At 56.3% G+C, this 26682-nt stretch carries 24 protein-coding genes; 10 read left to right on the forward strand and 14 right to left on the reverse strand.

What is annotated here, in order from left to right; translation table 11 throughout:
• Positions 1-193: 193 nt before the first annotated feature.
• The 6 genes from FY156_26380 (at position 194) to FY156_26405 (ending at position 8071) form a co-directional block, all read left to right on the forward strand.
• Complete coding sequence (locus FY156_26380; GenBank protein UXS04967.1) at positions 194-937, forward strand: FadR family transcriptional regulator; 744 nt, start codon at positions 194-196, stop codon at positions 935-937.
• An 85-nt stretch (positions 938-1022) separates the two neighbouring features.
• Positions 1023-2534 (forward strand): ABC transporter substrate-binding protein, encoded by a 1512-nt coding sequence (locus FY156_26385; GenBank protein ID UXS04968.1) that lies wholly within the window; start codon positions 1023-1025, stop codon positions 2532-2534.
• An 83-nt stretch (positions 2535-2617) separates the two neighbouring features.
• A complete protein-coding gene (locus tag FY156_26390; protein UXS04969.1) occupies positions 2618-3565 on the forward strand; it encodes an ABC transporter permease in 948 nt (315 codons plus the stop codon).
• Positions 3562-4437, forward strand: a complete 876-nt coding sequence (locus tag FY156_26395; protein UXS04970.1) for an ABC transporter permease — start codon at positions 3562-3564, stop codon at positions 4435-4437. The genes FY156_26390 and FY156_26395 overlap by 4 nt, the downstream gene beginning before the upstream one ends.
• A 19-nt stretch (positions 4438-4456) precedes the next feature.
• Complete coding sequence (locus tag FY156_26400) at positions 4457-6241, forward strand: gamma-glutamyltransferase family protein (GenBank protein ID UXS04971.1); 1785 nt, start codon at positions 4457-4459, stop codon at positions 6239-6241.
• 3 nt (positions 6242-6244) lie between these two features.
• Positions 6245-8071, forward strand: a complete 1827-nt coding sequence (locus FY156_26405) for an ABC transporter ATP-binding protein (GenBank protein ID UXS04972.1) — start codon at positions 6245-6247, stop codon at positions 8069-8071.
• 111 nt (positions 8072-8182) lie between these two features.
• Here FY156_26405 and FY156_26410 read toward each other — a convergent pair whose 3' ends face one another.
• On the reverse strand, positions 8183-9529 hold the full coding sequence (locus tag FY156_26410) for a dicarboxylate/amino acid:cation symporter (protein UXS04973.1): 1347 nt from the start codon (positions 9527-9529) through the stop codon (positions 8183-8185).
• Between the two features lie 238 nt (positions 9530-9767).
• Here FY156_26410 and FY156_26415 point away from each other — a divergent pair, with 238 nt between their 5' ends.
• Together FY156_26415 and FY156_26420 are read left to right on the forward strand one after the other, a co-directional pair.
• Positions 9768-11606, forward strand: coding sequence for a sensor histidine kinase (locus tag FY156_26415; protein UXS04974.1), 1839 nt, complete (start codon positions 9768-9770; stop codon positions 11604-11606).
• A gap of 1 nt (position 11607) precedes the next feature.
• Entirely contained in the window at positions 11608-12972 is a 1365-nt protein-coding gene (locus FY156_26420; protein ID UXS05259.1) for a sigma-54-dependent Fis family transcriptional regulator, read from the forward strand.
• A 61-nt stretch (positions 12973-13033) separates the two neighbouring features.
• Here the strand turns inward: FY156_26420 and FY156_26425 are convergent, their stop codons facing one another.
• The 7 genes from FY156_26425 to FY156_26455 all read right to left on the reverse strand — a co-directional run bounded on the left by FY156_26425 (position 13034) and on the right by FY156_26455 (position 19457).
• Positions 13034-13522 carry a BA14K family protein gene (locus FY156_26425; protein ID UXS04975.1) on the reverse strand — a complete coding sequence of 163 codons (489 nt, stop codon included), beginning with the start codon at positions 13520-13522 and terminating at the stop codon, positions 13034-13036.
• A gap of 124 nt (positions 13523-13646) precedes the next feature.
• On the reverse strand, positions 13647-14477 hold the full coding sequence (locus FY156_26430; protein UXS04976.1) for a GNAT family N-acetyltransferase: 831 nt from the start codon (positions 14475-14477) through the stop codon (positions 13647-13649).
• Positions 14474-15220 (reverse strand): aspartate/glutamate racemase family protein, encoded by a 747-nt coding sequence (locus FY156_26435; protein ID UXS04977.1) that lies wholly within the window; start codon positions 15218-15220, stop codon positions 14474-14476. Before FY156_26435 ends, FY156_26430 begins: the two co-directional genes overlap by 4 nt.
• A gap of 11 nt (positions 15221-15231) precedes the next feature.
• Positions 15232-16050: an ABC transporter permease gene (locus tag FY156_26440; GenBank protein ID UXS04978.1), complete on the reverse strand. Its 819-nt coding sequence runs from the start codon at positions 16048-16050 to the stop codon at positions 15232-15234.
• Positions 16051-16053: 3 nt separating this feature from the next.
• Positions 16054-16965: an ABC transporter permease gene (locus tag FY156_26445; protein ID UXS04979.1), complete on the reverse strand. Its 912-nt coding sequence runs from the start codon at positions 16963-16965 to the stop codon at positions 16054-16056.
• Positions 16966-17050: 85 nt separating this feature from the next.
• The gene (locus FY156_26450; GenBank protein ID UXS04980.1) at positions 17051-18340 is read right to left on the reverse strand and encodes an extracellular solute-binding protein; all 1290 of its coding nucleotides are present in this window, start codon (positions 18338-18340) and stop codon (positions 17051-17053) included.
• 31 nt (positions 18341-18371) lie between these two features.
• On the reverse strand, positions 18372-19457 hold the full coding sequence (locus tag FY156_26455) for an ABC transporter ATP-binding protein (protein UXS04981.1): 1086 nt from the start codon (positions 19455-19457) through the stop codon (positions 18372-18374).
• Between the two features lie 260 nt (positions 19458-19717).
• Here FY156_26455 and FY156_26460 point away from each other — a divergent pair, with 260 nt between their 5' ends.
• Positions 19718-20428 (forward strand): GntR family transcriptional regulator, encoded by a 711-nt coding sequence (locus FY156_26460; protein UXS04982.1) that lies wholly within the window; start codon positions 19718-19720, stop codon positions 20426-20428.
• A gap of 58 nt (positions 20429-20486) precedes the next feature.
• Here the strand turns inward: FY156_26460 and FY156_26465 are convergent, their stop codons facing one another.
• Together FY156_26465 and alr are read right to left on the reverse strand one after the other, a co-directional pair.
• The gene (locus FY156_26465; protein ID UXS04983.1) at positions 20487-21743 is read right to left on the reverse strand and encodes a D-amino acid dehydrogenase; all 1257 of its coding nucleotides are present in this window, start codon (positions 21741-21743) and stop codon (positions 20487-20489) included.
• A 7-nt stretch (positions 21744-21750) separates the two neighbouring features.
• The gene (gene alr / locus FY156_26470) at positions 21751-22917 is read right to left on the reverse strand and encodes an alanine racemase (GenBank protein UXS04984.1); all 1167 of its coding nucleotides are present in this window, start codon (positions 22915-22917) and stop codon (positions 21751-21753) included.
• Between the two features lie 127 nt (positions 22918-23044).
• Here alr and FY156_26475 point away from each other — a divergent pair, with 127 nt between their 5' ends.
• Positions 23045-23503 (forward strand): Lrp/AsnC family transcriptional regulator, encoded by a 459-nt coding sequence (locus FY156_26475; GenBank protein UXS04985.1) that lies wholly within the window; start codon positions 23045-23047, stop codon positions 23501-23503.
• Between the two features lie 37 nt (positions 23504-23540).
• On the opposite strand, the gene thiD is transcribed toward FY156_26475, so the two are convergent.
• From thiD to FY156_26495, 4 genes are read right to left on the reverse strand one after another with little or no spacing between them, the layout of a single operon-like run.
• Positions 23541-24338: a bifunctional hydroxymethylpyrimidine kinase/phosphomethylpyrimidine kinase gene (gene thiD, locus FY156_26480; GenBank protein UXS04986.1), complete on the reverse strand. Its 798-nt coding sequence runs from the start codon at positions 24336-24338 to the stop codon at positions 23541-23543.
• On the reverse strand, positions 24335-24997 hold the full coding sequence (gene thiE / locus FY156_26485) for a thiamine phosphate synthase (protein ID UXS04987.1): 663 nt from the start codon (positions 24995-24997) through the stop codon (positions 24335-24337). The genes thiD and thiE overlap by 4 nt, the downstream gene beginning before the upstream one ends.
• Complete coding sequence (locus FY156_26490) at positions 24984-25736, reverse strand: hydroxyethylthiazole kinase (GenBank protein ID UXS05260.1); 753 nt, start codon at positions 25734-25736, stop codon at positions 24984-24986. The genes thiE and FY156_26490 overlap by 14 nt, the downstream gene beginning before the upstream one ends.
• The gene (locus tag FY156_26495) at positions 25736-26680 is read right to left on the reverse strand and encodes an ABC transporter substrate-binding protein (protein ID UXS04988.1); all 945 of its coding nucleotides are present in this window, start codon (positions 26678-26680) and stop codon (positions 25736-25738) included. Before FY156_26495 ends, FY156_26490 begins: the two co-directional genes overlap by 1 nt.
• Positions 26681-26682: the final 2 nt, after the last annotated feature.

Raw genomic sequence — 26682 nt, forward strand, 5'->3', positions numbered from 1 at the left:
GTTCTCCGCTCTCTTAGGTCTATTTCGCGGGATTGGCATCTGGCAGAAAACTTTGCAAGAGCTCGATTATATTTCCCTCTCGCTAGCGTCTGTAAAGAGCGTGCTGCACAAAAATAATTCATGGTGAATTTATGTGCTTGACGACCGCGCAGATTCGGAATTCACTGAACCAATATCGAATTGGTTCGAACCATTGTCTGAAAATCCTGAAAATAGTCACTCAGAGAACTCAAACTACGCGTTGGAAAGATTACGCGAACTGATTGCTGTCAGTGCCTTTGGCCGTGACGGAAAATTACCGACGGAACGAACACTTTCTGAGCGCCTTGGTGTCGGTAGACGGGAAATTCGCCGTGCCTTTGAGGTTCTGGAGGCCGAAGGGCTCATCTGGCGCAAGCAAGGCGCAGGGACGTTTCTCGGGCAGCGACCGGACAGCTGGAGCGATCACGCAGCCAGTCTGGTCGCCGGAACCAATTTCATGGAAATCATGGAGGTGCGCCTGCGGCTGGAGCCGCAACTGGCACAACTTGCAGCCATGCGGGCCAAACCAGCTGACATCGGCAGGATGCGTGAAACCTGCGCCAAAATTTATGAGCGGACAGATGCCGACTGGCGGGAGCTCTGGGATGGCTCTTTGCATAGACTGATCGCCCAAAGCGCCGGCAACCAGCTTTTCCTGTCACTTTTTGATGTCGTCAATCGTGTTCGCCAGGACCCTGTCTGGCAGGCGGTCCGCGAAAGGGCGCGCCGCGCAGACAGGACGCTGAAGGAATCGCGTGATCAACATGCGGAGATTATCGATGCCATCGAGGCACGTGATCCTGCAAAGGCAGGCGAGGCGATGCGCAATCATTTGCTGACATTGCAGGAGCGTCTGATCCGGCAAACGTCGATGGATCATCTCGATCAGCCATTTTCAACCAAAGGAGATGTGTGAGCGCATGGCGACGGACGTTCAGTCCGCAAAAGCAAGAACCGGAAAGCCGGCAGCTTTGACGAAAAATCACCAGAGGAAGAACGATATGAAAAGACTTGCAAAATTTTCTGCCTATGCGCTGGCCACCGGACTGATGGCATCTTCGGCATTGTCAGCCGAGCTGCGCATCGGTCTGCAGGATGATGCGGATGTACTCGATCCCGCCCAGTCCCGCACCTTTGTCGGGCGCATTGTCTATACCAGCCTTTGCGACAAGCTGGTTGATCTCGACAACAATCTCTCGGTCATTCCGCAGCTGGCAACGGCATGGGCATGGGGCGACAATGGTGGCACCTTAACCATGGATTTGCGAAAGGGGGCTGTTTTCCACGACGGCACACCCTTCAACGCTGAAGCGGCAGTCTACAACATTGATCGTTACATGACCTTGCCGGAATCTCGGCGCAAGAGCGAGCTTGCTTCGGTCGCCAAGGTAGAGGCGACCGGCGAATACCAGATCAAGTTCACGCTGAAGAGCCCTGACGCAAGCCTCCTGGCCCAACTCTCCGACCGTGCCGGCATGATGATTTCGCCCACCGCAGGCAAGGAACTTGGTGCCAACTTCGGTTCAAAACCAGTTTGCTCGGGTCCGTTCAAATTCGTCGAGCGTATCCAGCAGGATCGCATTGTTCTGGAGAAATTTGCCGACTACTGGAACAAGGAGAACATCTTCCTCGACAAGGTGACGTTCCTGCCCATTCCAGACACGACCGTTCGCCTCGCAAACTTGCGCGCAGGCGACCTCGATATGGCCGAACGCATCTCAGCATCCGATGTCGCTTCCGTCAAGGAAGATGGAAAGCTCACCTATGGTGAAATCGTTGGTCCGGGCTACATGGCAATGTATGCGAACATCGGGAATGGACCGAAGGCCGATAATCCCTTTGGGAAGGACAAGCGGCTAAGACAGGCCTTCTCGCTTTCGATCGATCGCGAAGCGATCAATCAGGTGGTGTTTGAAGGCACAGCCATGGCTGGCAATCAGGCATGGCCGCCGACAAGCCCCTGGTACAACAAGGATGTTCCAGTTCCGGCACGCGATGTCGAAAAGGCCAAGTCGCTCATGAAGGAAGCCGGTTATGATCGCTTCGAAATTGAATTGCAGCATGCCAACAACACGACGCAGACGCAGATGATGCAGGTCATCCAGGCGATGGCGGCGGAAGCGGGTTTTGATGTGAAGTTGAAGGCAACGGAGTTTGCGACACTGCTTTCGGAGCAGACTGCCGGCAACTACGTTCTGTCGCGTTCTGACTGGTCGGGTCGTTCCGACCCTGATGGGAACATCCATCAGTTCGTAACATGCAAGGGCGGCATCAACGATACGAAATATTGCAATCCCGCGGTCGACAAGCTTTTGAACGAAGCACGTGCGTCGACAGACAATGGCGTGCGCAAGGAAAAATATGATGCCGCGACCAAGATCCTCGATGAAGATCTGCCCCTGATCTATCTCGGTCATCAGGCCTATCTTTACGCGACATCGAAATCCGTCACTGGATTCACGCCTTCGGCTGACGGGATGATCCGTCTGACCGGCGTGAAAAAAGGCTCCTAATTCGCTGACATGACGATCCGGCGCAGTTTTGACTGCGTCGGACGACCGGCTGCGGCCAAGGTTGGGCCACAAGGATCAGTTCCATGCATATCTACATCGGCAAGCGGCTTCTGGTAGCGATACCGACACTGCTCATCATCTCGATTTTTGTTTTTTCACTCCAGAAACTTCTGCCCGGGGACCCTATTTTGGCCATGGCGGGCGAAGAGCGCGATCCAGCGGTCATCGAACTGCTGCGTGAAAAATACCGAATGAACGATCCCGTTATCTATCAGTATTTCTACTGGCTCGGCTCCGTCGTACAGGGCGATTTCGGGATTTCTCTCAGAACAAACCAGCCGGTGCTTGAACTGATTGGGCAGAAATTGCCTGTAACCATCCAGCTTGCTGTGATGTCCATGTTTTTTGCGCTGGTGATCGGCGTGCCGATCGGCATCCTGGCCGCCGTGAAGCAGAACACCTGGATCGACTACGTATCCAACATTGTCGCTTTATCGGGGCTTTCGATCCCAAACTTCTGGCTCGGCATCATGCTGATCCTTCTGGTGTCGGTGCAGCTTGGCTGGTTGCCTGCATCCGGCTACGAGTCGATATTTGTCGACCCGGTCCGGTCGATCCAGACGATGATCATGCCGTCTTTCGTGCTGGGCAACGCTCTGGCCGCAACGCTGATGCGCCACACACGTTCCGCCATGCTTTCGGTCATGAAATCCGATTACATCCGTACAGCGCGCGCAAAGGGACTATCGAACTGGCAGGTCATTCTCAGCCACTCTTTCCGCAATGCTCTCCTACCGATCATTACGCTCTCTGCCCTTCTTTTCGGCGAATTGCTCGCAGGCGCGGTTCTTACGGAGCAGATATTCACGATCCCGGGGTTTGGAAAGCTCATCGTCGATGCTGTTTTTACGCGCGATTATGCGGTCGTTCAGGGTGTGGTGCTGTGTACTGCGATCGGCTTCATCTTGATGAACCTTCTGGCAGACGTCGTCACTGTTCTACTTAATCCGCGCATGAGGACCGCACTATGAACGCTTCCGCGCAGGCGATTGCCAATCCCGACAAAAAGCGCACTGAAAGCCGTGCCTGGAAGAAGATGAAGCGCAATAAAAGCGCTGTCGCAGGGCTGATCATCATTGCATTTTTTGCCCTCCTTGCCATATCCGCTCCGTTGCTGCCTCTGGCTGACCCTTACGCGACGAGCTGGAGTGCAATCCGCAAAGCGCCGTCTGCTGCTCACTGGATGGGAACCGATGATATCGGCCGCGACATACTTTCGCGCATGATCTGGGGCACACAGGCGTCTTTGATGGCGGGTGTCATTTCGGTCGCCATCGCGGTTGTGACCGGTGTACCATTCGGCCTTATCTCTGGTTATTTTGGCGGCTGGGTTGATCAGATTATTTCTCGAATTACCGAAGCTTTCCTCGCCATGCCGTTCCTTATCATGGCGATTGCTCTGGCAGCCTTCCTTGGGCCGAGCTTGACCAACGCCATGATCGCAATCGGGCTCTCTGCCATGCCGATCTTCATCAGGCTGACGCGTGCGCAGGTTCTGGCTGTCAAGACAGAAGACTATATCGAGGGAGCACGTTCAATCGGGCTTGGCCATGGCGACATCATGCTTCGATACATCCTTCCCAACATCGTTCCTCCGATCATCGTGCAGGCTACACTGACAGTTGCTACCGCGATCATTGCTGAAGCCAGCCTTTCTTTCCTTGGCCTGGGCCAACAAGCGCCTGCCGCGAGTTGGGGCTCCATGCTTAATGTTGCCAAGAATTTTCTCTCACAAGCACCCTGGATGGCCATGTGGCCAGGGGCTGCCATTTTCCTCGTGGTAATCGGTTTTAATCTGCTGGGCGATGGCCTGCGGGATGCCCTTGATCCACGTGAACATTGATATACCGAAGGACAGAAAGATGACCACATTCACAACCCGCCCCGAAATCCTCGGTACGTTTGGTGTCGTAACCTCCACCCACTGGATCGCTTCTGCGGTCGGTATGAGCATTCTTGAAAAAGGCGGCAACGCATTCGATGCGGCGGTGGCAACCGGTTTCGTGCTGCAGGTCCTTGAGCCGCACCTCAATGGCCCAGGCGGTGACATGCCCGCGATCATCTATTCCAAGAAAAAGGACAAGGTAGAGGTGATCTGCGCGCAGGGGCCGGCGCCTGCAGGCGCGACGATCGAGCACTACAAAAGCGAAGGTATTGATATCATCCCGGGGGATGGCCTGCTCTCGACAGTGATCCCTGGCGCGTTCGATGGCTGGATGCTGATGCTGCGAGACTACGGCACCATGACCGTTCGCGAGGTACTGGAACCTGCGATCCACTATCTCGAAAACGGCCATCCAATGCTTGCGCGGGTATCGGCCTCCATTGGTGGGCTGGCAGACTTCTTTGAAAAGGAATGGCCGACGTCCTACGAAACCTGGGTGCCGGGTGGCGTCGTCCCGCAACCGCTCTCCAACTTCAAAAATCCGGTTCTTGCCGAGACCTGGAAGCGTATCGTCAAGGAGGCCGAAGCAAAGTCGGGCCGTGAGGCAGGAATTGAGGCCGCACGCGATGCTTTTTACCGTGGTTTTGTGGCCGAAAAAATTGCCGCTTATCTTGCGACGGCTGAAGTGATGGACGCCAGCGGCACGCGGCACAAAGGGGTACTTAGCGCCGACGACATGGCGGGCTGGCAAGCGACAGTGGAAGAGCCGACGACGTACGATTATCATGGCTGGACGATCGCAAAAACAGGCCCATGGGGGCAGGGGCCGGTTCTGCTTCAATCTCTGGCACTTTTGAAGGGGATCGATATTGCCAAAATGGACCCGGCCGGTCCTGACTTTGTCCACGCTGTGGTCGAGGCGATGAAGCTCTCATACGCGGATCGCGAGGTCTATTACGGTGATCCTGAGTTTGCGCAGGTTCCTGTCGAAACGCTCCTCTCGGACGCCTACAACGACGAGCGCCGCAAGCTTATCACTGACAAGGCGTCTATGGAGCTGAGGCCAGGCGTGCTTCCGGGGATGGAGCAGCAGCGCGATCTCACTATGGAAATGCTGAACGCGATGGCAGGCACCGGTGCGGTCTATGAGCCCACGATGTCGCATTTGACGGAAAAGCGTGGAGATACCGTGCATATCGATGTGATCGATCGGGAGGGCAACATGGTTTCGGTCACGCCATCGGGTGGCTGGTTGCAGTCCTCGCCGATCGTGCCAGGTCTTGGCTTCTGCCTCAATTCTCGCGCACAGATGTTCTGGCTGAAACCGGGACTTCCGACATCGCTTGCACCGGGAAAGCGGCCGCGCACGACGTTGACGCCTTCGCTTGCCCTTTTTGAGGGGCGCCCGACACTCGCATTCGGCACGCCGGGTGGTGACCAGCAGGACCAGTGGCAGCTTTCGTTCTTCCTGCGTTACGCGCATTTCGGCCTCAACCTTCAGGAAGCCATTGACTTGCCGCTGTTCCATACCAGTCACTTCCCCGGCTCGTTCTACCCGCGCACCCGGCAGCCCGGAAATGTGATGATCGAAAAGAGCATCGGGGAAGATGCGTTGCATGCGTTACGCAAGCGTGGCCACGATGTTTCCGTTGCCGATTCCTGGACCGTTGGCCGTCTGACAGCGGCACGGCGCGATGCCGACGGTCTCCTGAGGGCCGCCGCGACGCCACGCCTCATGCAAGCCTATGCCGTTGGGAGGTAAGATATGAAGAAAAGCCAAACGCGATCGGCTGCAACCGTTCTTTCTGTCCGCAATCTGACGACGTCCTTCCGCGTCGACGGCGAATGGAAAAGCGTAGTGCGCAATCTGTCCTTCGACGTGAAGGCTGGGGAAACTGTTGCGATTGTCGGTGAAAGCGGCTCGGGAAAAAGTGTTACGTCGCTATCGGTCATGCGGCTTCTCGATCCACGAAACAGTCGCATCGAAGGCGCGGTAGAGCTGAATGGCAGGGAAATCCTGTCTCTTTCAGAGGCCGAGATGCGCGATGTGCGAGGCAACGACGTCGCGATGATCTTTCAGGAGCCAATGACGTCGCTCAATCCTGTCTTCACGATAGGCCGGCAGATTTCTGAGGTTCTGGTTCGACACAAGGGCATGGACAAGGCGCAGGCAAAAGCAGAAACGATCAGGCTCCTGGAGAAGGTGCGCATTCCAAATGCTGCAGGAAGGTTCGAGGAGTATCCTCACCAGTTTTCCGGTGGTATGCGCCAACGTGTCATGATCGCCATGGCGCTCGCGTCGCGGCCGAAGCTCCTGATTGCCGACGAGCCGACGACAGCACTGGATGTAACGATCCAGGGTCAGATTCTCGATCTCATCAAGCAACTGCAGGAAGAGGAAGGTATGGCTGTCCTCTTCATTACCCATGATATGGGCGTTGTCGCGGAAATTGCCGACCGGACGATCGTGATGTTTAGGGGCGACCAGGTGGAGACAGGCGATACGGCCGATATTTTTCATCGCGGAAAGCACCCATATACCCGCGCCCTGCTTGCGGCTGTACCAAAGCTTGGCTCCATGGATGGTCAGCTATTGCCATTGAGGTTCCCCAAGGTGGACATGGCAAGCGGCGTTGTCAGTCAGAGCGCAGGACTTCCCGATACGGTGGAGGGTGGAAAAACGCCGGTTCTTCAGGTCCGTAATCTGGTTACCCGTTTTTCGATCCGCTCTGGTCTGTTCGGTCGTGTAACGGGTGCTGTGCATGCAGTGGAAAACGTCAGCTTTGATCTCTTTCAGGGAGAAACGCTGTCTCTGGTGGGTGAATCCGGTTGCGGTAAATCTACCACCGGCAGGTCGATCACGCGGCTCGTCGAACCGCGTTCTGGTGATATTTCCCTGGACGGTTACGACGTGCTCAAGCTCGATCAGGCAAGTTTGAGGGCGATGCGCCGCAGCGTGCAAATGATCTTTCAAGACCCGTTTTCGAGCCTCAATCCACGCATGACTGTAGGAGCCGCCGTTGCCGAACCGATGGTGAAGCACCGCATCGCGTCGTCTTCAGAGGCACGCAAGAAGACCGCAGATCTTCTTGAGCGGGTGGGTCTTTCGTCCACGATGATGGACCGCTACCCACATGAATTTTCGGGTGGCCAACGTCAGCGCGTCGCCATTGCGCGTGCCCTGGCGTTGAACCCCAAGGTGATTGTCGCCGATGAGAGCGTCTCGGCGCTCGACGTCTCGATCAAGGCGCAGGTCTGTAATCTGCTGATGGATCTCCAGGAACAGTTCAAGATCGCCTTCCTGTTTATCAGCCACGACATGGCCGTCGTCGAACGGGTAAGTCATCGCGTCGCGGTCATGTATCTTGGAGAAATCGTCGAGATCGGTCCGCGCGCTGCAATCTTCGCCAATCCGCAGCATTCCTACACGAAAAAGCTGATGGCGGCGGTGCCTGTGCCCGATCCCGCCCGCCGTGGCATTCGTCGCAATGCCGCGATTGACGAACTGAAAAGTCCTGTGCGCCCAGTCGGTTACGTGCCTCCTGCACGACAGTACCGTGAAGTTTCGCCGGGACACATGGTATTGGCCTGATCCATGGACGTCTGAAGTAAAAAAGCCGGAACATCAAATCGATGCTCCGGCTTTCTAGTTTGCCTGCCCGGAAATCCGAAACAGGCGGGACCCTGGGAGGTCTTGTTCTTTTTATTCCGCGGGCTGTGCCGATGCCGGAACGGCATCCACATCCGCGATCCCGGATACGTTTTCCTCGCCGCTCAGAACGCGGGCGAGCTGCGCCTGATCGAGTTCACCTTCCCAGCGGGCAACGACGATGGTGGCGACTGCGTTGCCAACAAAGTTGGTGAGCGCGCGGCATTCAGACATGAAGCGGTCGATGCCGAGAATGAGTGCCATGCCGGCAACCGGAACGGAAGGAACCACGGACAGCGTAGCGGCGAGGGTAATGAAGCCTGCGCCGGTAATGCCTGCTGCGCCCTTGGAGCTCAGCATCGCTACGAGAAGCAGCAGGATCTGTTCACCAAAGGACAGGTCGATGCCCGTCGCTTGCGCGATGAAGAGTGCTGCAAGGGTCATGTAGATATTGGTGCCATCAAGGTTGAAGGAGTAACCGGTCGGGATGACAAGGCCGACGACAGAACGTTTGCAGCCTGCCTTTTCCATTTTGCTCATAAGGCCCGGAAGGGCAGCCTCGGACGACGATGTGCCGAGAACGAGAAGCAATTCTTCCTTGATGTAGCGGATAAGCGCCAGGATCGAGAAACCATTGTACCGGCAAACAGCACCAAGGACCACGAACACGAACAGGAAGGAAGTGACGTAGAATGTTCCGATCAGCATCGCCAGATTGGTAACGGACGAAATGCCGTATTTGCCGATGGTGAACGCCATGGCGCCGAATGCACCGATCGGGGCAGCCTTCATCAGGATCGCGACAAGCTTGAAAATCGGATACATCAGGGCGTGCATGAAGTCGACGACCGGCTGACCTTTCTCGCCGACGATACCGAGTGCGATGCCGAACAGAACCGAGAAGAACAGAACCTGAAGAATGTCACCACTTGCGAACGCACCAACGATGGTGGTCGGGATGATGTTCATGAGGAAGCCCGTGATGGTCTGTTCATGTGCCTTGTCGGCATAGGTCGCAACGGCCTTGGCATCCAGCGTTGCCGGATCAATGTTCATGCCGGCGCCAGGTTGGACCGTATTGGCCACGATGAGACCGACGATCAGCGCGAGCGTGGAGAAGACAAGGAAGTAGATCATCGCCTTGCCGGCGACGCGACCAACTTTCTTCATGTCATTCATGCCGGCGATGCCGGTCGCCACGGTCAGGAAGATGACCGGCGCAATGATCATCTTGACCAGGCGGATGAAGCCATCCCCGAGTGGCTTCAGCTCTTCGCCGAAAGCCGGGTAGAAATGGCCAAGTGCAATGCCGGCTATAATGGCAACCAGAACCTGGAAATACAGGTGCTTGTAAAAAGGCTGCTTGGCGTGGCCTGCGGCCACGGCTGTCGTATCGATCATGTCTGTTCCTCCTCGGCTTAACCCTGCCCTGATTGGCCTCCCGGGTTTGCCGCGACGTTGACGGCTCGAAGCCGATTGAGGAGTCATGAGCAATATGCATGCCAGATCTGCGAAATCGCCATAACGGCCTGATTTAAAATATTATTTTTTTTGGAGGCGTATTTAGGTAAATACTACTCAGTATAGAATTCCGGACATGGCGACTTGTATTATGTGCGGAAATCCACACAATGTTGGGATGAACAAGACGCAAACACAGGGATCGCAATCAAGGCGACGCGCACAATGGTTGGCGCTGGCGGGTTTGTGGTTGCTTGCTAGTCTCGGGATATTGTTGGCAGCCGATGAATTGGCGCGATCGCGGGCCATGAAGACGGCCGCATCCGAAGCATCGACGGATGCGGAGCTCAAAATAGCTCTCCTGAATGTGGCGCTGGAGCGACCGCGTGCCATTCCGTTGGTTTTGTCGGGTGATCCGGATCTTGCCAGCGCCCTGGACGGCGGCGGAGCTGCAGCGGTCGATCGCCTGAACCGCAAGCTTGAAGGGCTGATTGAGGGAACGCAGTCGTCCGTCATCTATGTGACCGGCCCGGATGGCCTTACCATTGCATCGAGCAATTGGCGTTTGCCGGAAAGTTTCGTTGGCTCCGTTTACGCGTTCCGCGAATATTTCCAGGGTGCCATGAAAAATGGCATGTCCGAACACTACGCGCTTGGCAATGTCAGCCGCAGGCCGGGCCTTTACATTTCCCGACGCATCGACGCGGCGAACGGGCGGGCTCTGGGCGTTGTCATTGCCAAGGTTGAATTCAATCGGCTTGAAACGGACTGGAACATCGGCGGTAAACCGGTCTACGTCGTTGACCGGGACGGTGTTGTGCTGATGACAAGTGTACCGAACTGGCGTTTCAAAACCATCGCGTCGATAAGCGAGAGCCGTCGAAGGGAGATTTCTGAAAGCTTGCAGTTCGGTAGCGAAACGCTGTCGCTGATGCCACTGCGTAAAATCAGAACCGCATTCGACAACTTGCCACTGTTTCATGTTGACAATCCCGTCAAGGAACGGGGTGACTATCTGAGGCTGGAAATGCCGGTGCCTACGACGGCATGGACGCTTCACTATCTCCAACCGGTAGCCCCCGCAATTGCAGCAGCGGTTCGTGAAGGGAGGGTCATTGCCGTCGCAACACTGATGCCGCTTATGGCGCTCTCCGCATTGTGGTTGTGGCGCCGGCAGAAATCGTTGAGGGAAAAAGAAGAGGAGCAGCACGCTCGCGCTGACCTCGAGCTGAAGGTTCAGGAGCGCACGCGCGATCTAACGAAGACCCGCGACCACCTGCAAGCAGAAATCGCCCTCCATGAGAAGACAACCGGTGAACTGCGAAGCGTACAGCACGAATTGGTGCAGGCAAACCGGCTGTCTATTCTTGGGCAGGTGGCTGCGGGGGTGGCACATGAAATCAACCAGCCGGTCGCGACAATCCGTGCCTTCGCAGACAATGCCCGCACTCTCCTGAAACGGGATCGCATGGCTGAAGCCACCGAAAATCTCGAAAACATTGCGTCATTGACGGAGCGTATCGGGACCATAACCGGAGACCTCAAAATCCTTGCGCGCAAGGGCCGCACAGCCGCCGAACCGGTCAGCTTGAGGCTCGTGATCGAAGGCGCAGTGATGTTGCTGCGCAGTCGCTTTTCCGGCCGGATGGACGCCCTTGATATCGTCCTGCCCGATCCGGCCCTGACGGTCCTTGGCAGTCGTATCCGCCTGGAGCAGATCCTCATCAATCTTCTGCAGAATGCTCTGGAAGCGACTGAAAGCATTGATAATGCTCGAGTTGACGTACGTGTCGCCGAGCAAGGGGACATGGTTGTCCTGAGCATTGCTGACAATGGCACCGGCATCCCCGAGGACATCCGCAAGCAACTTTTTTCACCCTTCAACACGTCGAAGGAAAGTGGCCTTGGTCTTGGACTGGTTATTTCCAACGATATAGCCTCCGATTATGGAGGACATATCAGTGTTGAAAGCGGCCTTAGCGGCACCTGTTTTTCCGTTTTTCTGAAGCGAGCGTGACATCATGGCCAGTGGAACCATCTTTCTCGTCGACGACGATTCCCAACTGCGCAAAGCGATGGTGCAGACGTTGGAGCTTGACGGCCTTGCGGTCAGCGCATTTCCGCGAGCCGAACAGGCACTGGACGCTTTGCGGGAGGATTTCGACGGGATCATCATTACCGATGTCCGCATGCCTGGCATGACAGGGCTCGAATTTTTCGAAAAGGTTCGCAGGATTGATGCCGATCTCCCGGTCATTCTGATAACAGGACATGGCGACGTGCCCATGGCTGTCGATGCGCTCCATAACGGCGCCTATGATTTCATTGCAAAGCCATTTCCGGCAGAGCGTATGGTTGAGAGTGCCCGTCGCGCGCTGGAAAAACGACGGCTTGTTCTGGAAAACCGCTCATTGCGTCGTGCAGCCGCTCAGGCGGAGGACGATTTGCCGCTCATCGGGCAGACGCCTGCCATGGAGCGGTTGCGTCTGACACTTCGACACATTGCCGACACCGATGTCGATGTGCTGGTTGCGGGCGAAACTGGCAGCGGCAAGGAAGTGGTGGCAACAGCGCTTCATCGCTGGAGTAAAAGGCGCTCCAAGGGCAATTTCGTCGCGCTCAACTGCGGCGCGCTCCCCGAAACTGTTATTGAAAGCGAGCTTTTCGGTCATGAGGCGGGTGCTTTCACCGGTGCCCAGAAAAAGCGTGTAGGACGTATCGAACATTCCAGCGGCGGTACCCTCTTCCTTGACGAGATCGAGAGCATGCCCCCCGCCGTGCAGGTGAAAATGCTGCGCGTGCTGGAAATGCGAGAGGTGTCGCCGCTCGGGTCCAATGACGAAAGGCCGATCGATATCCGCGTTGTGGCTGCAGCGAAGATTGATCTTGGCGATCCGGAACAGCGCGGTACCTTTCGCGAGGACCTCTATTATCGTCTGAATGTTGTCACACTCTCAATCCCGCCTTTGCGCGAACGAAGACCGGATATCCCGCTACTCTTTTCCCATTTCGTCGCAAAGGCCGCCAATCGTTTCAACGTCGCCGTTCCACAGATCGGATCGGCTGTGTCGCGTTATCTCAACGAACATGATTGGCCAGGAAATGTGCGCGAACTCGGCCATTTTGCCGAAAGGGTGGTTCTCGGCCTGGAGACGGGCATGACAAGCCAGGTTGATGTGCCGTTTACGGAAAAGTCCTCAGCAACGTTGCCGGAGCGGATGGATGAGCTCGAGGCTCGTCTGATCCGCGAAACTCTGGAGCGGGCGAACGGCGATGTTGCCGAGACGATCGCTGCCCTAGGTATCGCCCGTAAGACTTTTTACGACAAGCTCCAACGGCACGGCATCAGTCGGACAGACTACGTGAAAAATACCACCGCATGAAAAGAGCCGCCAACATTGCTGCTGACGGCTCATTTGAATTCAGTGTGGTCGTGGTCGTTACTCAGCCCGCGACACAGAAGTGGCTCTGGCCGTCATAACCGACATAGGTGCCGGTGCGGGAGTTGAAGCTCCTGTAACGCTGCGAGCAGTAGTCATACCAGGCGTTCGTCCATGGTTCGATCGTGCGGTAGACCGGACGCTGGCCATAGACGGGACGGTTGTCGTAAACGGGTTGGGCGCGATAGGCCGGCTGGGGCTGAGGGCGGTAATAACGATAGTCGGGTTCCTCGTAGCTGTCATAGACCGGCTGAGGTGCTGCGTAGCGGCGAACCGGAGGATCGACATAAACCGGTTCGTCGTAGACCGGACCACGGTTAGAAAGGGCAGAGCCGACCGCAACGCCTGCGGCAAGCCCGAGAACGCCGCCCAGAACGGCTGCATCGCGACGATCACGGCGATCCCAGTCATTGGCAGAGGCGCTGCTGAAAGGGACGATGGTTGCTGCGGCGACCGCAATGGCGAGAACGGTTTTTGCTGCGAAGGACGACATTTTGTTTTCCATCCAGATGGCAGATCGCTGCCTGTTTCAATTCGATGGTTAAGAAATAATGTCTGCCGGCTGAATGTTCGCTGAACGAATTGTGGCGCTACTGAGGCGTTGTTTTCGACGGGTTTCAGCCCAGTTCGAGGGACGTTACGCCGTATAGGCCCTCTGTAGAAATAGTTGGTGGCGTCCCTTTGTACATGCGGGCGGTCACAAAACCACGGCTCATGCCGCAACTATCCAGATAGGCTGCAAAGTCGGTGGCTGGCTCCGGCACGTCGATATGAATGACCGCATCACCAGCCTCCGTCGCCAGTCTATGGAGGATTGTTATGGCATCCTCCAGCCGATCGGCAAAAAGTGGCCCGATCTTGAAACCTTCAACGCACTTTCGCAAAACACCGTATGCGCTTATCTGACCTTCGCTCCGAACGACAGCCGTGACGTGCGGCGCCTTTATCCATTCGAGGAGGAAGCCCTTGCGATCAGCAGGAAAGAAATGGCGGTCAAAAGCGATCAACTCAGGGATCATATCGGCACTGAGGTCCATGGTGTTCATTTGCGGTGCCGCCTTTAGTCCGCCGCTCCAGCGCCAGGTACGGTAGGTTGGCATAAACCCCATCGTGGCATAGTTCGCCTGCTGTTCGGGTACGCCGTCCAGGCCAACCACATGGCCGTGTAGGCGTGCCATTCCAGCATCCCACACCCGCTTCCCAAGCCCCTTGCCGCGCATGTCGGGTCTGCAGATGTAGAGGCCGATAAAGCCGAAAGTATCGGTATAGGAAATTGCCGAGATGGCGGCTGCAAGTTCGCCATCGACAATGCAGCCGATAAATCCCTCAGGGTCGAAGGCGAAAAAGCGTTCCGCGTCGAAAAGACCGGGGTTCCAGCCTTCATTCTTTGCCCAGCCGATCAGCGTCTTTGCTTCCTCCTCTGTCAATCGACGGATTTCTGTAGTCATGAGGTCAAAAGCCGTGAGGGAGAGAAGTCTTCCATCGAACCTCTATAGAGCTTGTCTATCGGGGTGGCGTATGCACCACGTTTGGCGGTGGAGAGGCCGAGCGAAACAAGCGTTTCTGCATGCCTGACGGCTGCAGAAACGCCATCGATCACAGGCACGCCAAACTCTCTGGAAAGGTTCGCAGCAAGATCGGCCATGCCAGCACAACCCAGCACGATGGCTTCGGCCTTGTCTTTCAACAGCGCTGCTGCGATCTCGGCCCGCAGGCGAGGCAGCGCGTCGGAGGAGGGGTCTTCGAGCGAAAGAACCGGGATGTCGGCTGCACGGACCTTGGCGCGCGTTCCCATGCCGTAGCGATGAACGAGATGCTCCACCGGAAGCCTTGAGCGCTCCATGGTTGTAACGACGGTAAAACGCTGGGCAATGAACGCTGCTGTTGCAACGGCCGCTTCACAGATCCCGATCACCGGGATGGTGGCTAGCGCGCGTGCTGCATCGAGCCCGGTATCGTCGAAACACGCGATGACAGCTGCTTTCGCTCCGAGCTTTTCTGCTTTTGCAACTTCGATGAGCATGCCTGGTATGGCGAAAACCTCGTCGTAATAACCCTCAATGGAGACCGGCCCCATGGTGGAGGTTACTGCCAGGATTTCGGTGTCGTTGCTTGCCGCGCGCGTCGCAGCATCGGCAATCGTTGCCGTCATGGATTGCGTGGTATTGGGATTGATGACGAGAATGCGCATGTTTCGTTTCTTTAGCCGCGTGAATGGCGGCGGTTCATGTAGACGATAAGGCCGAGCGTAGCGGAAATCACGATGAAGGAAAACAGGGTGGTGACCGCGCCAAGGGCATAAAGCACTGGCGTGGTGACGTTTGTCGTCATGCCATAGATCTCGAGCGGAAGGGTGTTGTAAGTGCCAGATGTCATCAATGTTCGGGCAAACTCGTCGTAGGAGAGGGTAAAGCCGAACAGCCCTACACCGATCATGCTGGGCGCAATCATTGGCAAGACAACATGCGCGAATGTCTGCCAGGAGGATGCTCCAAGGTCGCGCGCAGCTTCTTCATAAGAGGGCGAAAAGCGGTTGAATACGGCAAGCATGATCAGGACCCCGAAAGGCAACGTCCAGGTGAGATGAGCGCCGAATGCTGATGTATACCAGGACGGTTCCAGTCCAAGCTGCTGGAAAAGCACGCCGATACCGAGAGAGATGATGATTGACGGGACGACAAGGCTGGCGACCGAGAGGTAAAAGAGCGGTGTTGCGCCTATGAACTTGCGACGAAAGGCAAGGCCCGCGAGAAGCGAGACAAGCACAGTTACGACCATAACCATCAAGCCCAGCCCGAACGAGCGACGGAAGGAGCCGCCGAAATCGCCGACGGCCTGCTGCTCAAACAGATTGCCGAACCAATGCAGTGAAACACCATTCAGTGGGAAGGTGAGGCCCCCGTTCGGTCCCTGAAACGCGAGGATCAAGATCGCGGAGAGTGGACCGTAGAGAAACAGCACAAAGAGAATGAAGAAGAAGGACAGGATATAGAATTCGCGGCCACGTTTTTCGGAGTGCATAGATCAGAGCTCCTTGCGGATGTCGACGATACGCAGGATGCCAGCGACCATCAGGAGAACAAGGATAAGCAAAATGACAGCATTGGCTGCCGCAGCAGGATACTGCAGCAGAGACATCTGGTTCTTCATCATCAGTGCTACAGACGCACTTTGTCCCCCGGACATCACCTGAACGGTTGAGAAATCCGCCATGACGAGCGTCACCACGAAAATGGTCCCAATTGCCATTCCGGGTTTGGCGAGTGGAATGATGACGTTGGACAGGATCTGCCAACTGCTTGCGCCTGCGTCCCGTGCGGCCTCTATCAACGATTTGTCGATACGCATCAGCGTATTGAAAATCGGGGTCACCATGAACAACGTATAAAGGTGGACCATCGCAAGTACGACAGCGAAATCCGAATAGAGCAACCATTCGATGGGTGCTGGCACGATGCCGGTGCCGACGAGCGCGCTGTTTACGAGCCCGTTTCGACCAAGCACGGGTATCCATGAGATCATCCGGATGATGTTGGATGTCAAAAAGGGGACGGTGCAGATCAGGAACAGGACCATCTGCATGGTGGTGGTTCGAATATGGAAGGCAAGGAAATAGGCGACCCAGAAACCGCAAAAAAGCGTGATTGCCCAAACGATGGCCGCGAATTTGAGCGTGTTGATGTAGGTCTGCCAGGTGACCCACGACCCCATGGTTTCCGTGTAATTGAACGTTACGAAATCAGGATACATCTGGGCGAAGTCATAATCCCAGAAGCTGACGACAGCGATCATGATGATCGGCAGAAGCAGGAAAAAGCCGAGGATCAGGAATAGTGGTGTCGCCTGAATATAGGAGACCAGTTTTTGCGGCAGCACGAAAGCGCGCTCCGGTCTGTCCTTCTTTTCGCTCACACCGATGAATCTGACTGTCACCAAGGTTTATCTCCCGCAATAGGGCCGGGTTGGGCCAGATACGCGGCGTAAATTCGCCGCGCATCCGTTTTCTTGCTAACCTTTATGATCAGGCTGCGATGAACTCATTCCAGCGGCGGACCATGTAGCGGTCTTCGTCCATGACTGAGTTCCAGCATGCCACCTTGCCCATGCGCTCCTCGAAGGAGCCGCCATCGCGAACCGCACCGGCCTTTTCCATGACCTTGCCGTCGGGCGCAACGATGTCGCCCTGAGCGGGCTTTCCTTCGACCCAGTAGCCCCATTCGTCAGCAGACATGTGCTCCTTAGCCGTCTCCATGGCTGCGGAATAATAGCCTTGGCGGTTGAGGTAGGCACCGACCCAACCGGATGTGTACCAGTTGATGTATTCATAGGCTGCATCGAGCTTTGCGCCTGAGAGGTGCTTGGCAAGACCGAGGCCACCACCCCAGGACCGATACCCCTCCTTCAGTGGCTGGTATTTGCAGGCGATGCCCTTGGAACGAACGGCTGCAACAGCCGGTGACCACATGGACTGGATGATGACTTCGCCCGACGACATGAGATTGACGCTTTCGTCGAAGCTCTTCCAGAAGGCACGGAACTGTCCATCCTTCTTGGCCTTGATGAGGAAATCGATCGTCTTGTCGATCTCTTCCTTCGTCATGTTGCCCTTGTCGGCATATTTGATGTTGCCCATGGCTTCCATGATCATCGCCGCGTCCATGATGCCGATCGAGGGGATGTTCAGAATGGACGTCTTGCCCTTGAACTTCGGGTCCATGATATCGGCCCAGCTCGTGATGTCGCGGCCGACAAGATCCGGGCGGATGCCGAGTGTATCAGCGTTATAGATCGTTGGGACCATGGTGAAGTAGTCTGTCTCGCCCTTCGCGAAAGACTTGTCGCCAGGCTTTTCGACAAACCCGACCGTGTGCGGCGCCGTGCCCTGCGCGACGACGCTGTCCGGCTTCAGCTTGCCGGTTTTAAACAGCGGCACGATCTTGTCGTAGTATTTAAGCTTCTTGATTTCCATCGGCTGGATAACGCCGGCCGGATAGACCTTTTTCAAAATCCAGTATTCGATGTCGGCGATGTCATAGGAGTTTGGCTGGGTGACAGCGCGCTGAGCGGCTGCGTCCGAATCTGTCGCGGTCATTTCAAGCGTAATGCCAAGGTCGGCCTTGCACTTTTCGGCAATGGCATTGAGGTTCGATACGCCGGTACCGAACTGGCGAAGCGTGATCGGGTTTTGCGCCCAGATGGTCGGGAAGCCGGTGATCAGGCCGGAACCGATCGCTGCACCGGTTGCGGCAGCACCCGCTTTAAGCAATCCGCGGCGGGAAAGTCCGCCCTTGGTTTTGGAAGTGTCGGTCATTTCAAAGTTCTCCTCTGGTTATTTTTTCGGGTCACTTCTCTACGCGACCGAGCACAATGGCATCGGCCGTATTCCATGAGAGCGGGATCGCGTCGCCGACCTTCACCGGCGCCTCGAAAAAGGCGACATCGCTCAAAATGACGTTGAAGTCTTCAATACCTGCGCCGGTCACCGCAATCTTGACGCTACCGCCGCGATACTCGACGTTGGACACGATGCCGGTGAAGCCAAGACCAGGTTTTTCAGGTTCGCCGACACGCACACGGTCAGTCCTGACGGCGATATCCATGCGGTCACCATTCGGGACAAGGCCATTACCGACGAAGGTTCCTCCGCCCGCGACCTCCATCGTCACGAACTCGCCGTCGTTGTCCTTAAGACGGCCGGAAATGACGTTGTGGTCGCCCATGAAACGGGCAACAAACGCTGTCGCCGGTCGCTCGAAAACCTCGCGTGGTGTAGCAGCCTGTTCAATACGACCGTCGTTCATGACAACGATGATATCGGCCAGCGCCATGGCTTCTTCCTGGCTGTGGGTGACGTGAACGAAGGTGATGCCGAGCGACGTTTGCAGCTTCTTGAGTTCGGCCCGCATGCGGATTTTCAGAAACGGATCGAGTGCCGAGAGTGGCTCGTCCAGCAACAGGGCTTCCGGATCGGTGATCAAAGCACGCGCCAATGCAACACGCTGCTGCTGTCCGCCTGACAATTGGGCGGGGCGGCGGCTTGCATAAGGCTCCAACTGCATCAGTTTGAGCATGTCGAGTGCCTTGCTGCGACGCGTTTCCTTATCCATCCCCTTCATCTTGAGGCTGAAGGCGACGTTGTCGACGAGATCAAGGTGCGGGAAGAGCGCATAGGACTGGAACATCATCGCGGTGCCGCGTTTGGCAGGAGGCAGGTCCGTAACCACCGTATTGCCGAGCCTGACATCGCCACTGGATATGCTCTCATGGCCGGCAATCATCCGTAGCGTGGAGGTCTTGCCACACCCCGACGGACCAAGCAGGCAGCAATAACTACCCGCCGGTATCTTAAGGCTGATGGCATGGACCGCAGTCGTTGTGCCATAGATCTTGGAAACGGAAGCGATGTCGATTTCAGCGGCCTTGCTCATGCATTTCCCTCTTTTGATCGGTTCATGCGTTGCATAAGTCGTGCCAGTTCGCTTTCCGCGCGCTAAGGCCATGGAATTCCAAGACTTAATTTTTGCGGAAACAGAGGGTGCATTCTCATGGAGGGTTGCATGCACAAAAAACGCGCTTTCGTTTTCACGAGTGCACAAAATTGTATACAATAAATTCGACGATGACTGGACGATTCCTGTTTGCGCCGGGCACGCTTCGCGTTAGAACAGAGGGGAAACAGGACGAACCAATGAGCCTCGCCCAGATTGCCCCACCATCAGATCCGACACAGGAAGACCGTGCACAGGCCATCCGCGACACTTTGCGTGATGCCATCGTTGATCGGCGGCTCGCGCCTGGAACAAAATTGTCTGAGTCAGAAGTCGGAACGCTGTTCGACGTCAGTCGAACGGTGGTGCGTGCAGCCCTCCAGATGCTTGCCTTCGAGGGCCTGGTTCGCGCTGAGCGCAACCGTGGTGCATTCGTATCCAATCCAACACCCGACGAGGCAAGGCAGGTTTTTGCAGCGCGCAGACTAATCGAGCCGGGAATTGTCGATGCTGCCATCGAGCGGTTGACGCCTGCCGCGGTCAAGCGGCTCAAAGATCACCTGATGGAAGAAACGCGGCATCAGCACGAGCGCGGGCCAAGCGCCAGACGAGCGGAAATCAAGGCGTCGGGCGATTTTCATCTGATGCTGGCTGAAATTTCCGGCAACGCGATCCTTGCAAAATTCATGGACGAGCTGGTTGCACGCTCGTCTCTTGTCATTGCGCTTTACGGCCGATCAGGCGTTTCGAGCTGCGGACACAATGACCATGCTGATCTACTTGACGCACTTGAAACAGGCGATGTGGAAAAAGCCCGCTCATTAATGCTGCATCATATCGACCACATCGAGGCAGATCTCGACCTCCGCATGAAGGAGGGTCTCGCACTCAAGGATGCGCTGGCGCTCTAGACTGATGTCATCCTCGGAATGAACCCGAGGATGCCACAACGTCTGGCGTAACGCTCAATCATGCCGCATAGCGACTGATCGCAAGATCGTGCGTGTCGATTTCCGGCTTCTCGCCGCTGATGAGATCGGACAATACCCGGGCGGAACCGCACGACATTGTCCAGCCGAGCGTGCCGTGACCGGTGTTGAGATAGAGGTTGTCGTAGCGCGTCGCTCCGATAACGGGCGTACCATCAGGTGTCATCGGGCGAAGTCCACACCAGAATTTTGCTTGTGACTGATCGCCTGCGCCACCAAAAAGGTCCTCAACCGAATGAGTTAGCGTTTCTTTCCGGACGGCCGGCAGATCCTTGCTGAACCCGGCAATCTCCGCCATCCCGCCAACACGGATGCGTGAGCCGAGGCGTGTAATGGCAACCTTGAATGTTTCATCCATGACGGTCGAAACCGGGGCCCGTTCCTCTTTCACGACCGGCACGGTGATGGAATACCCTTTCACCGGATAGACTGGCAGGTCGAGCCCAAGCTGGCGAACGAACTGCGGTGAATAACTGCCAAGCGCTGCGACGAAGACATCGGCCTCTATCAGCCCTTTTGTAGTCTCCACTGCCTTTATACGGTTTGCTTCAACGATGGGGCGCATGACACCCGTATCGTAGATGAAGGTGACGCCCGCCTCTTCGGCCATCCGGGCAAGTTCTGTCGTGAACATGAAGCAGTCGCCGGTTTCATCGCCGGGCAAGCGCAATCCACCGACAATCTTGCCCTTCGCAGGCGAAAGTCCGGGCTCGATCGCAGCGCAGCCATCCCGGTCGAGAATTTCGAAAGGCACGCCGCCAGCTGTAAGAACATCGACATCCTTTCCGATAGCATCGAATTGCTTCTGGGTGCGGAAAACCTCCAGTGTTCCCTGCATGCGCTGGTCGTACTGAATGCCCGTCTCGTCACGCAATGCCATCAGGCAATCGCGGCTATATTCTGCAATGCGGACCATCCGGCTCTTGTTGATTGCATATCGTGCTGATGTGCAGTTCCGCAGCATCTGGGTCATCCAGCGCCATGCGGCAGGGTCTGTTGTCGGGCGAATGATAAGGGGGGCATGTTTCATGAACAGCCACTTCATCGCCTTGACCGGAATGCCAGGTGCTGCCCAGGGAGACGAATAGCCCGGGGAAACCTCGCCTGCATTTGCGAAGCTTGTCTCCAGTGCTGCCGCCGGCTGGCGATCGATTACCGTTACCTTGTGGCCCGCCTTTGCCAGGTACCAGGCGGAGGTCACGCCGACAACGCCGGCTCCCAGAATTGTGACGTTCATGATCGTCTCACTTGTCTTTTGTTGTCGTTGAAGCAGAGGCTGCGCTCGAGCGCGGTTGAATATAATGTCGGCGGTAGCGGCGTCCGAGGCCGGTCAGGATTTCGTAGGCGATGGTGCCCGCAGCCTCGGCAATGTCTTCAAGCGTCTGGTCAGGGCCAATCATCTGCACCAGACTGCCTTGCGTCAATGTCCCTTCTGGCAGAGCAGAAATGTCGACAATGATGCTGTCCATCGATACACGGCCGATAATGGGCAGGCGGACGCCGTTGAACCATACCGCGCCGCTGTTGCTGAGCGAACGGGGAAGGCCATCGGCATAGCCGGCCGCAATCGTCGCGAGGCGCTTTTGCGCCTCGACGCGGTATGAGCCGCCATAACCGACCAGCGAGCCCGCAGATACTGTTCGGGTTTGGATGACTGCGATGTCCAGTTTTACGACTGGTTTCATCGGGTTGGGTCGGGTCGTGGACGGAGCCCCGCCATATAGAGCGATACCAGGCCGCATAAGTTGATGGTGGTAACCGGCGCCCAGAAAGATACCTCCGGAGTTAGAAAAGCAGACGGGTGCTTGTGGGAACGAGGCTGAGGCTTCGTGCATCGCAGCAAGCTGTGCGGCGTTTGCGCCATGTTCCGGCTCGTCAGCACAAGCGAGATGGCTCATCACAAACTGGATTGCGATTTTCTCCAGCGGCTTTGGATTTGACAGGAGGAATGCGAGTTCATCGGGCGACAGGCCGAGGCGGCTCATGCCCGTATCGATCTGCAAGGCTGCGGGAAGGGGGACGCCCTGCTTTTCTGCAAGCGTCGACCATTGCGTGAGTTGCTCAAGCGAATTGAGCACGGGGATGACATCCATTTCGACACAGGACGCCTCGTTTCCGGGCTGAAGGCCATTCAGGACGAATATTCGAGCGTCCGAAGGAATGCGCAATCGAAGGGAAAGTGCCTCATCAATGTGGGCGGTGAAGAAGTTTCGGCATCCGGTATCATAGAGCACGCCTGAAACGGTATCGGCCCCGAGCCCATAAGCATCGGCCTTCACAACGGCTGCAGTAAGTGCCTCGGGCGCCATCGCGCAAAGTGCCAGATAATTATCCTGTACGGCGCCGAGGTCGATCGTCAGATACCCACTCGCTCCACCGGCAGCCTGTTGGCGGCTGATCTGCATGTCCATGGTTGTTCACCCTCATTATTATCCGAAGAGGGTATTGCAACGATTGTCGAATATCTTGGTAATTGTCAGAATAAAGTGCGAATGATGATAATTATGCGCAATTTTCGTCTAAGAATTGGAAGGATCTATGCCCGTACTCGATGCTACCGATCGCCACATCATTCGTCTGCTTCGGCTGAATGCCCGTATCAGCAACGCCAAGCTCGCATCAGAGGTTGGGCTCTCCGCTTCAGCCTGCCTGCGTCGCGTCGATATTCTCGAACGCGAAGGCATCATTCGTGGCTATACCGCACTGACGAGCGGGCTTGCGGGAGGCGAGGTCATCTCGGTTATCGTTCAGATTACCCTCGATCGTCAGACCGAGGACTATCTCAACCGTTTTGAACATGCCGTGCGCCGCTATCCGGAAATACGTGAATGTTATCTGATGACCGGCGGATCTGACTATTTTTTGCGCTGCGAGGCGGAAAGCGCCGGTGACTTCGAACGGATTCACAAGGAAATCCTCTCGAAGTTGCCGGGCGTTTCGCGCATTCATTCAAGCTTTGCCATTCGCAACGTGCTCGCAACACCGAAGCCAAGATGACGATCATCGGAGGCCGGAGCGGCTCGACGATCCCGTTTCACCTCCACATGCGATAGAAGTGATGCACCGGACCTCGTCCTTGCCCAACAGCAAGATCTCGTCCGGCTTCAAGCGCGCCGTGCAGATAGTCTTTCGCCAGGCCGACTGCGTCGTGCAACTGATGACCTAGCGCCAGATACGCGGTGATTGCAGCAGCGAGTGTGCAACCGGTGCCGTGGTCGTTTTTCGTTTCAAGACGTGCTGCTGAGAGGGCGTGCATCGCTCCATCGGTGAAAAGATAGTCCGTGCTTTCCTCGCCGGTGCTGTGTCCTCCCTTGATGAGGACGGCTTTTGCACCAACCTGCAATATGGCTTCAGCCTGCTCGATGATCTCATGTTTTGACGCGGCGAGCGGCCTTCCTGTCAAAAGGGCGGCTTCTGGCAGGTTCGGTGTGACAATGGTGGCGATTGGCAACAGTTGCTGGCGAAGCGTTTGAATTGCATCCTGGTGCAGCAGCCTGTCACCTGAGGTTGCCACCATCACAGGATCGAGCACCACGGGCTGGGGCTGCACGCGAAGCCGTGCGGCGATCGCTTCGATGGTTTCAATGCGCGATACCATGCCGATCTTGACCGCATCGACCTTCAGATCCGAAAAGACCGCATCCATTTGGGCGCTGATGGTACTAACGGATATATCCTCGACGGCCGTTACGCCCTTCGTATTCTGGGCTGTGATTGCAGTGATGACACTGGCGGCATAGACACCGAGCGCCGAGAAGGTTTTGATATCCGCCTGGATACCAGCGCCGCCACCGCTGTCTGAGCCTGCAATTGTCAAGGCAATGGCGGTCATGACGCCCTCTCTTTTAGCGAATTGTCGATCAGGGCACGGAAGTCACCGGCAGCCTTGGAGATGTCGGTGGCGCGGAATATCGCCGATATGACCGCGACGCCGTCGGCGCCTGCGGCAATTACGGCTGGAACGCGTCCAAGATCAATGCCCGCAATTGCGCCTACCGGCATGTCCGGCCTTTGCTCGCGCAAATAGGCTCGGAGTGTTGAGAGACCCTCAATGCCGACGGGCACATCGGGATTGACCTTCGAGACGGTTTCAAAAACGCCTCCAATGCAAGCGTAGTCGGCCGGCATAGCAGCAGCCCGAACCGCATCCGCCATGTTCTTGACCGTGAGACCGATGATGGCGCTACGACCTAGAATTTGTCGTGCAGTCTTTGCGTCCATGTCGTCAACACCAAGGTGTACACCGTCTGCTCCCGAGGCGAGCGCTACATCCACGCGATCGTTGATAACCAGGGGAACACCCGTGCCAATAATAGCTTCGCGGATCGCCCGTGCATTTTCGATCATGGCACGGGTGGAACTGGTTTTATCGCGATATTGCAGGATGGTTGCGCCGTTGAGCGCTGCACAAAGGGCAAGTTCCGATAGCGGGGCAATGTCAGAAAGACTGGCGTCGACCAGCGCGTTAAGGCGGTAATCAACTTGGGTCATGTTCGATCCTCGCGTGCGTTAGAATGTCGTTGCCGGAAAGAGCTGAAAGCGCGTCCAGAAATGCCGGCTCAAAGCTGCCCGGCCCATTGGAATATTGTGCTGCAAGCTCAGCGGAAACGCCCGTCACGCTAAGGGCTGCGCTGGCTGCGGCGAGCGGATCTTTTTCAACCGCCATGAATGCAGCGATGACGCCACCGGAAAGGCAGCCGGTTCCGGTCACCTTTGCCATCCATGGGTGGCCGTTTACGATCTTTGCGGCCCGATCTTTGGTTCTCAGGCGGTCGACTGGCCCAGTTTCGATGCTGACTATGCCAGGTAGATCGCCGATAAGGCTCATTTCGGCGTGATTACCACGCACGATGGTCGGCCCGAGTGCAATCAGTTCTCGGGCGAAGGCCAATCTGGAGGGCGAGTAGTCGCAATGAACGGGATCGATGATCCACGGCTTTCCTTCAGCATTGGCTATATCGACGGCCAGTCTGATAACTTTACGGCGCTCCGCATCGAGAGTACCGAGATTGATCGTTAAGGCATCCGCCTTGATAACGAAGCTCTCGATCTCCTCGAGCGACGTGGTCATCGATGGAATTCCGCCGACGACTGTGATGCCATCCGCCGTGAATTTCTGAACCACCGTATTCATCAGGCAATGCACACGGGGGCGCATCTGCCTGACGGTTTCGAGAACCTCGGCCGCTTTCGCGGCTGTCGGTATTGTTTCTGCCACGGATGTCGTCATCATTCCAGTTCCACTGCGATGTCACTGACTGCAGGCGCCTTTTTGATCAGCTGCATCTCCTGCATGAATGCGCCAAATTTGGCGTAACGTTTGGTGTCGAGCGCGGCCGGGCGTTTGGCAAAACGCGGCAATGTATCGAAAAATGCGGACTTGTTCAGTTCGTCATCAAGGTTCGGATAGGCCTTGATGAAAAGTTGCCACGATTCCTGCGGGTGGTTGGTGACGAAGATGGAAGCCTGCTCAACTGCGTCGAGGAAACGTGGCAGGCGGCTATCTGAGGCGGTCTCACGGTGTGCGACGAAAATCAGTTCGTCGTAAGCTGGAACACCGTGTTCCTCCGGGAAAAACGAACGGCCCTCATGGCCTTCAAGCTTCATTTGGGTCAGCTCGAAGTTGCGGAAACCGCCAAGCGTTGCGTCGACCTTGCCAGCAATCAGGGACGGGGAGAGCGAGAAATTCACATTAATGAGTTCAACGTCGTCTTTTTTCAGTCCGTCTTTCTCCAGCATTCGCTTCAGCATAGCATCTTCGAAGCCAGAGACCGAGAAGCCGACCTTTTTGCCCTTCAGATCCTTCAGGCTCTTGATCGGCCCATCGGCCAGCACCGTGATCGTGTTCAGCGGTGTTTCGACGAGCGTTCCAAAGCGGACAATGGGCAGCCCTGCGTCATGATCGAGATAAAGGTTCGGTTGGTAATGAACACCGATATCGGCTTGTTTTGCCGAAACGAGACGCGGTACGGCAGACGGGTCGGCAGGCGGGATCAGTTCAACATCAAGCCCTGCATCTGCAAATAGTCCGCGTTCCCTCGCGATTACCATGGGAGCGTGATCGGGATTTACGAACCACTCAAGGAGAACCGTCAGCTTGTCAGCCGCTTGCGACTGGGCTGGCACAAGCAAACTTGCTGCGGCAAAGAGGAGTGGCAAAAAAATTCTTTTCATGG

The sequence above is a fragment of the Agrobacterium tumefaciens genome, assembly GCA_025559845.1.
Classification (GTDB): Bacteria; Pseudomonadota; Alphaproteobacteria; order Rhizobiales; family Rhizobiaceae; genus Agrobacterium.

Excerpts from the sequence above, each read along its gene's own strand:
- FY156_26385 (UXS04968.1), top strand. The coding sequence starts at position 1,023 with ATGAAAAGACTTGCAAAATTTTCTGCCTATGCGCTGGCCACCGGACTG.
- FY156_26390 (UXS04969.1), top strand. The coding sequence starts at position 2,618 with ATGCATATCTACATCGGCAAGCGGCTTCTGGTAGCGATACCGACACTG.
- FY156_26395 (UXS04970.1), top strand. The coding sequence starts at position 3,562 with ATGAACGCTTCCGCGCAGGCGATTGCCAATCCCGACAAAAAGCGCACT.
- FY156_26400 (UXS04971.1), top strand. The coding sequence starts at position 4,457 with ATGACCACATTCACAACCCGCCCCGAAATCCTCGGTACGTTTGGTGTC.
- FY156_26405 (UXS04972.1), top strand. The coding sequence starts at position 6,245 with ATGAAGAAAAGCCAAACGCGATCGGCTGCAACCGTTCTTTCTGTCCGC.
- FY156_26410 (UXS04973.1), bottom strand. The coding sequence starts at position 9,529 with ATGATCGATACGACAGCCGTGGCCGCAGGCCACGCCAAGCAGCCTTTT.
- FY156_26415 (UXS04974.1), top strand. The coding sequence starts at position 9,768 with ATGAACAAGACGCAAACACAGGGATCGCAATCAAGGCGACGCGCACAA.
- FY156_26425 (UXS04975.1), bottom strand. The coding sequence starts at position 13,522 with ATGTCGTCCTTCGCAGCAAAAACCGTTCTCGCCATTGCGGTCGCCGCA.
- FY156_26430 (UXS04976.1), bottom strand. The coding sequence starts at position 14,477 with ATGACTACAGAAATCCGTCGATTGACAGAGGAGGAAGCAAAGACGCTG.
- FY156_26435 (UXS04977.1), bottom strand. The coding sequence starts at position 15,220 with ATGCGCATTCTCGTCATCAATCCCAATACCACGCAATCCATGACGGCA.
- FY156_26440 (UXS04978.1), bottom strand. The coding sequence starts at position 16,050 with ATGCACTCCGAAAAACGTGGCCGCGAATTCTATATCCTGTCCTTCTTC.
- FY156_26450 (UXS04980.1), bottom strand. The coding sequence starts at position 18,340 with ATGACCGACACTTCCAAAACCAAGGGCGGACTTTCCCGCCGCGGATTG.
- FY156_26455 (UXS04981.1), bottom strand. The coding sequence starts at position 19,457 with ATGAGCAAGGCCGCTGAAATCGACATCGCTTCCGTTTCCAAGATCTAT.
- FY156_26460 (UXS04982.1), top strand. The coding sequence starts at position 19,718 with ATGAGCCTCGCCCAGATTGCCCCACCATCAGATCCGACACAGGAAGAC.
- FY156_26465 (UXS04983.1), bottom strand. The coding sequence starts at position 21,743 with ATGAACGTCACAATTCTGGGAGCCGGCGTTGTCGGCGTGACCTCCGCC.
- alr (UXS04984.1), bottom strand. The coding sequence starts at position 22,917 with ATGGACATGCAGATCAGCCGCCAACAGGCTGCCGGTGGAGCGAGTGGG.
- FY156_26475 (UXS04985.1), top strand. The coding sequence starts at position 23,045 with ATGCCCGTACTCGATGCTACCGATCGCCACATCATTCGTCTGCTTCGG.
- thiD (UXS04986.1), bottom strand. The coding sequence starts at position 24,338 with ATGACCGCCATTGCCTTGACAATTGCAGGCTCAGACAGCGGTGGCGGC.
- thiE (UXS04987.1), bottom strand. The coding sequence starts at position 24,997 with ATGACCCAAGTTGATTACCGCCTTAACGCGCTGGTCGACGCCAGTCTT.
- FY156_26490 (UXS05260.1), bottom strand. The coding sequence starts at position 25,736 with ATGACGACATCCGTGGCAGAAACAATACCGACAGCCGCGAAAGCGGCC.
- FY156_26495 (UXS04988.1), bottom strand. The coding sequence starts at position 26,680 with ATGAAAAGAATTTTTTTGCCACTCCTCTTTGCCGCAGCAAGTTTGCTT.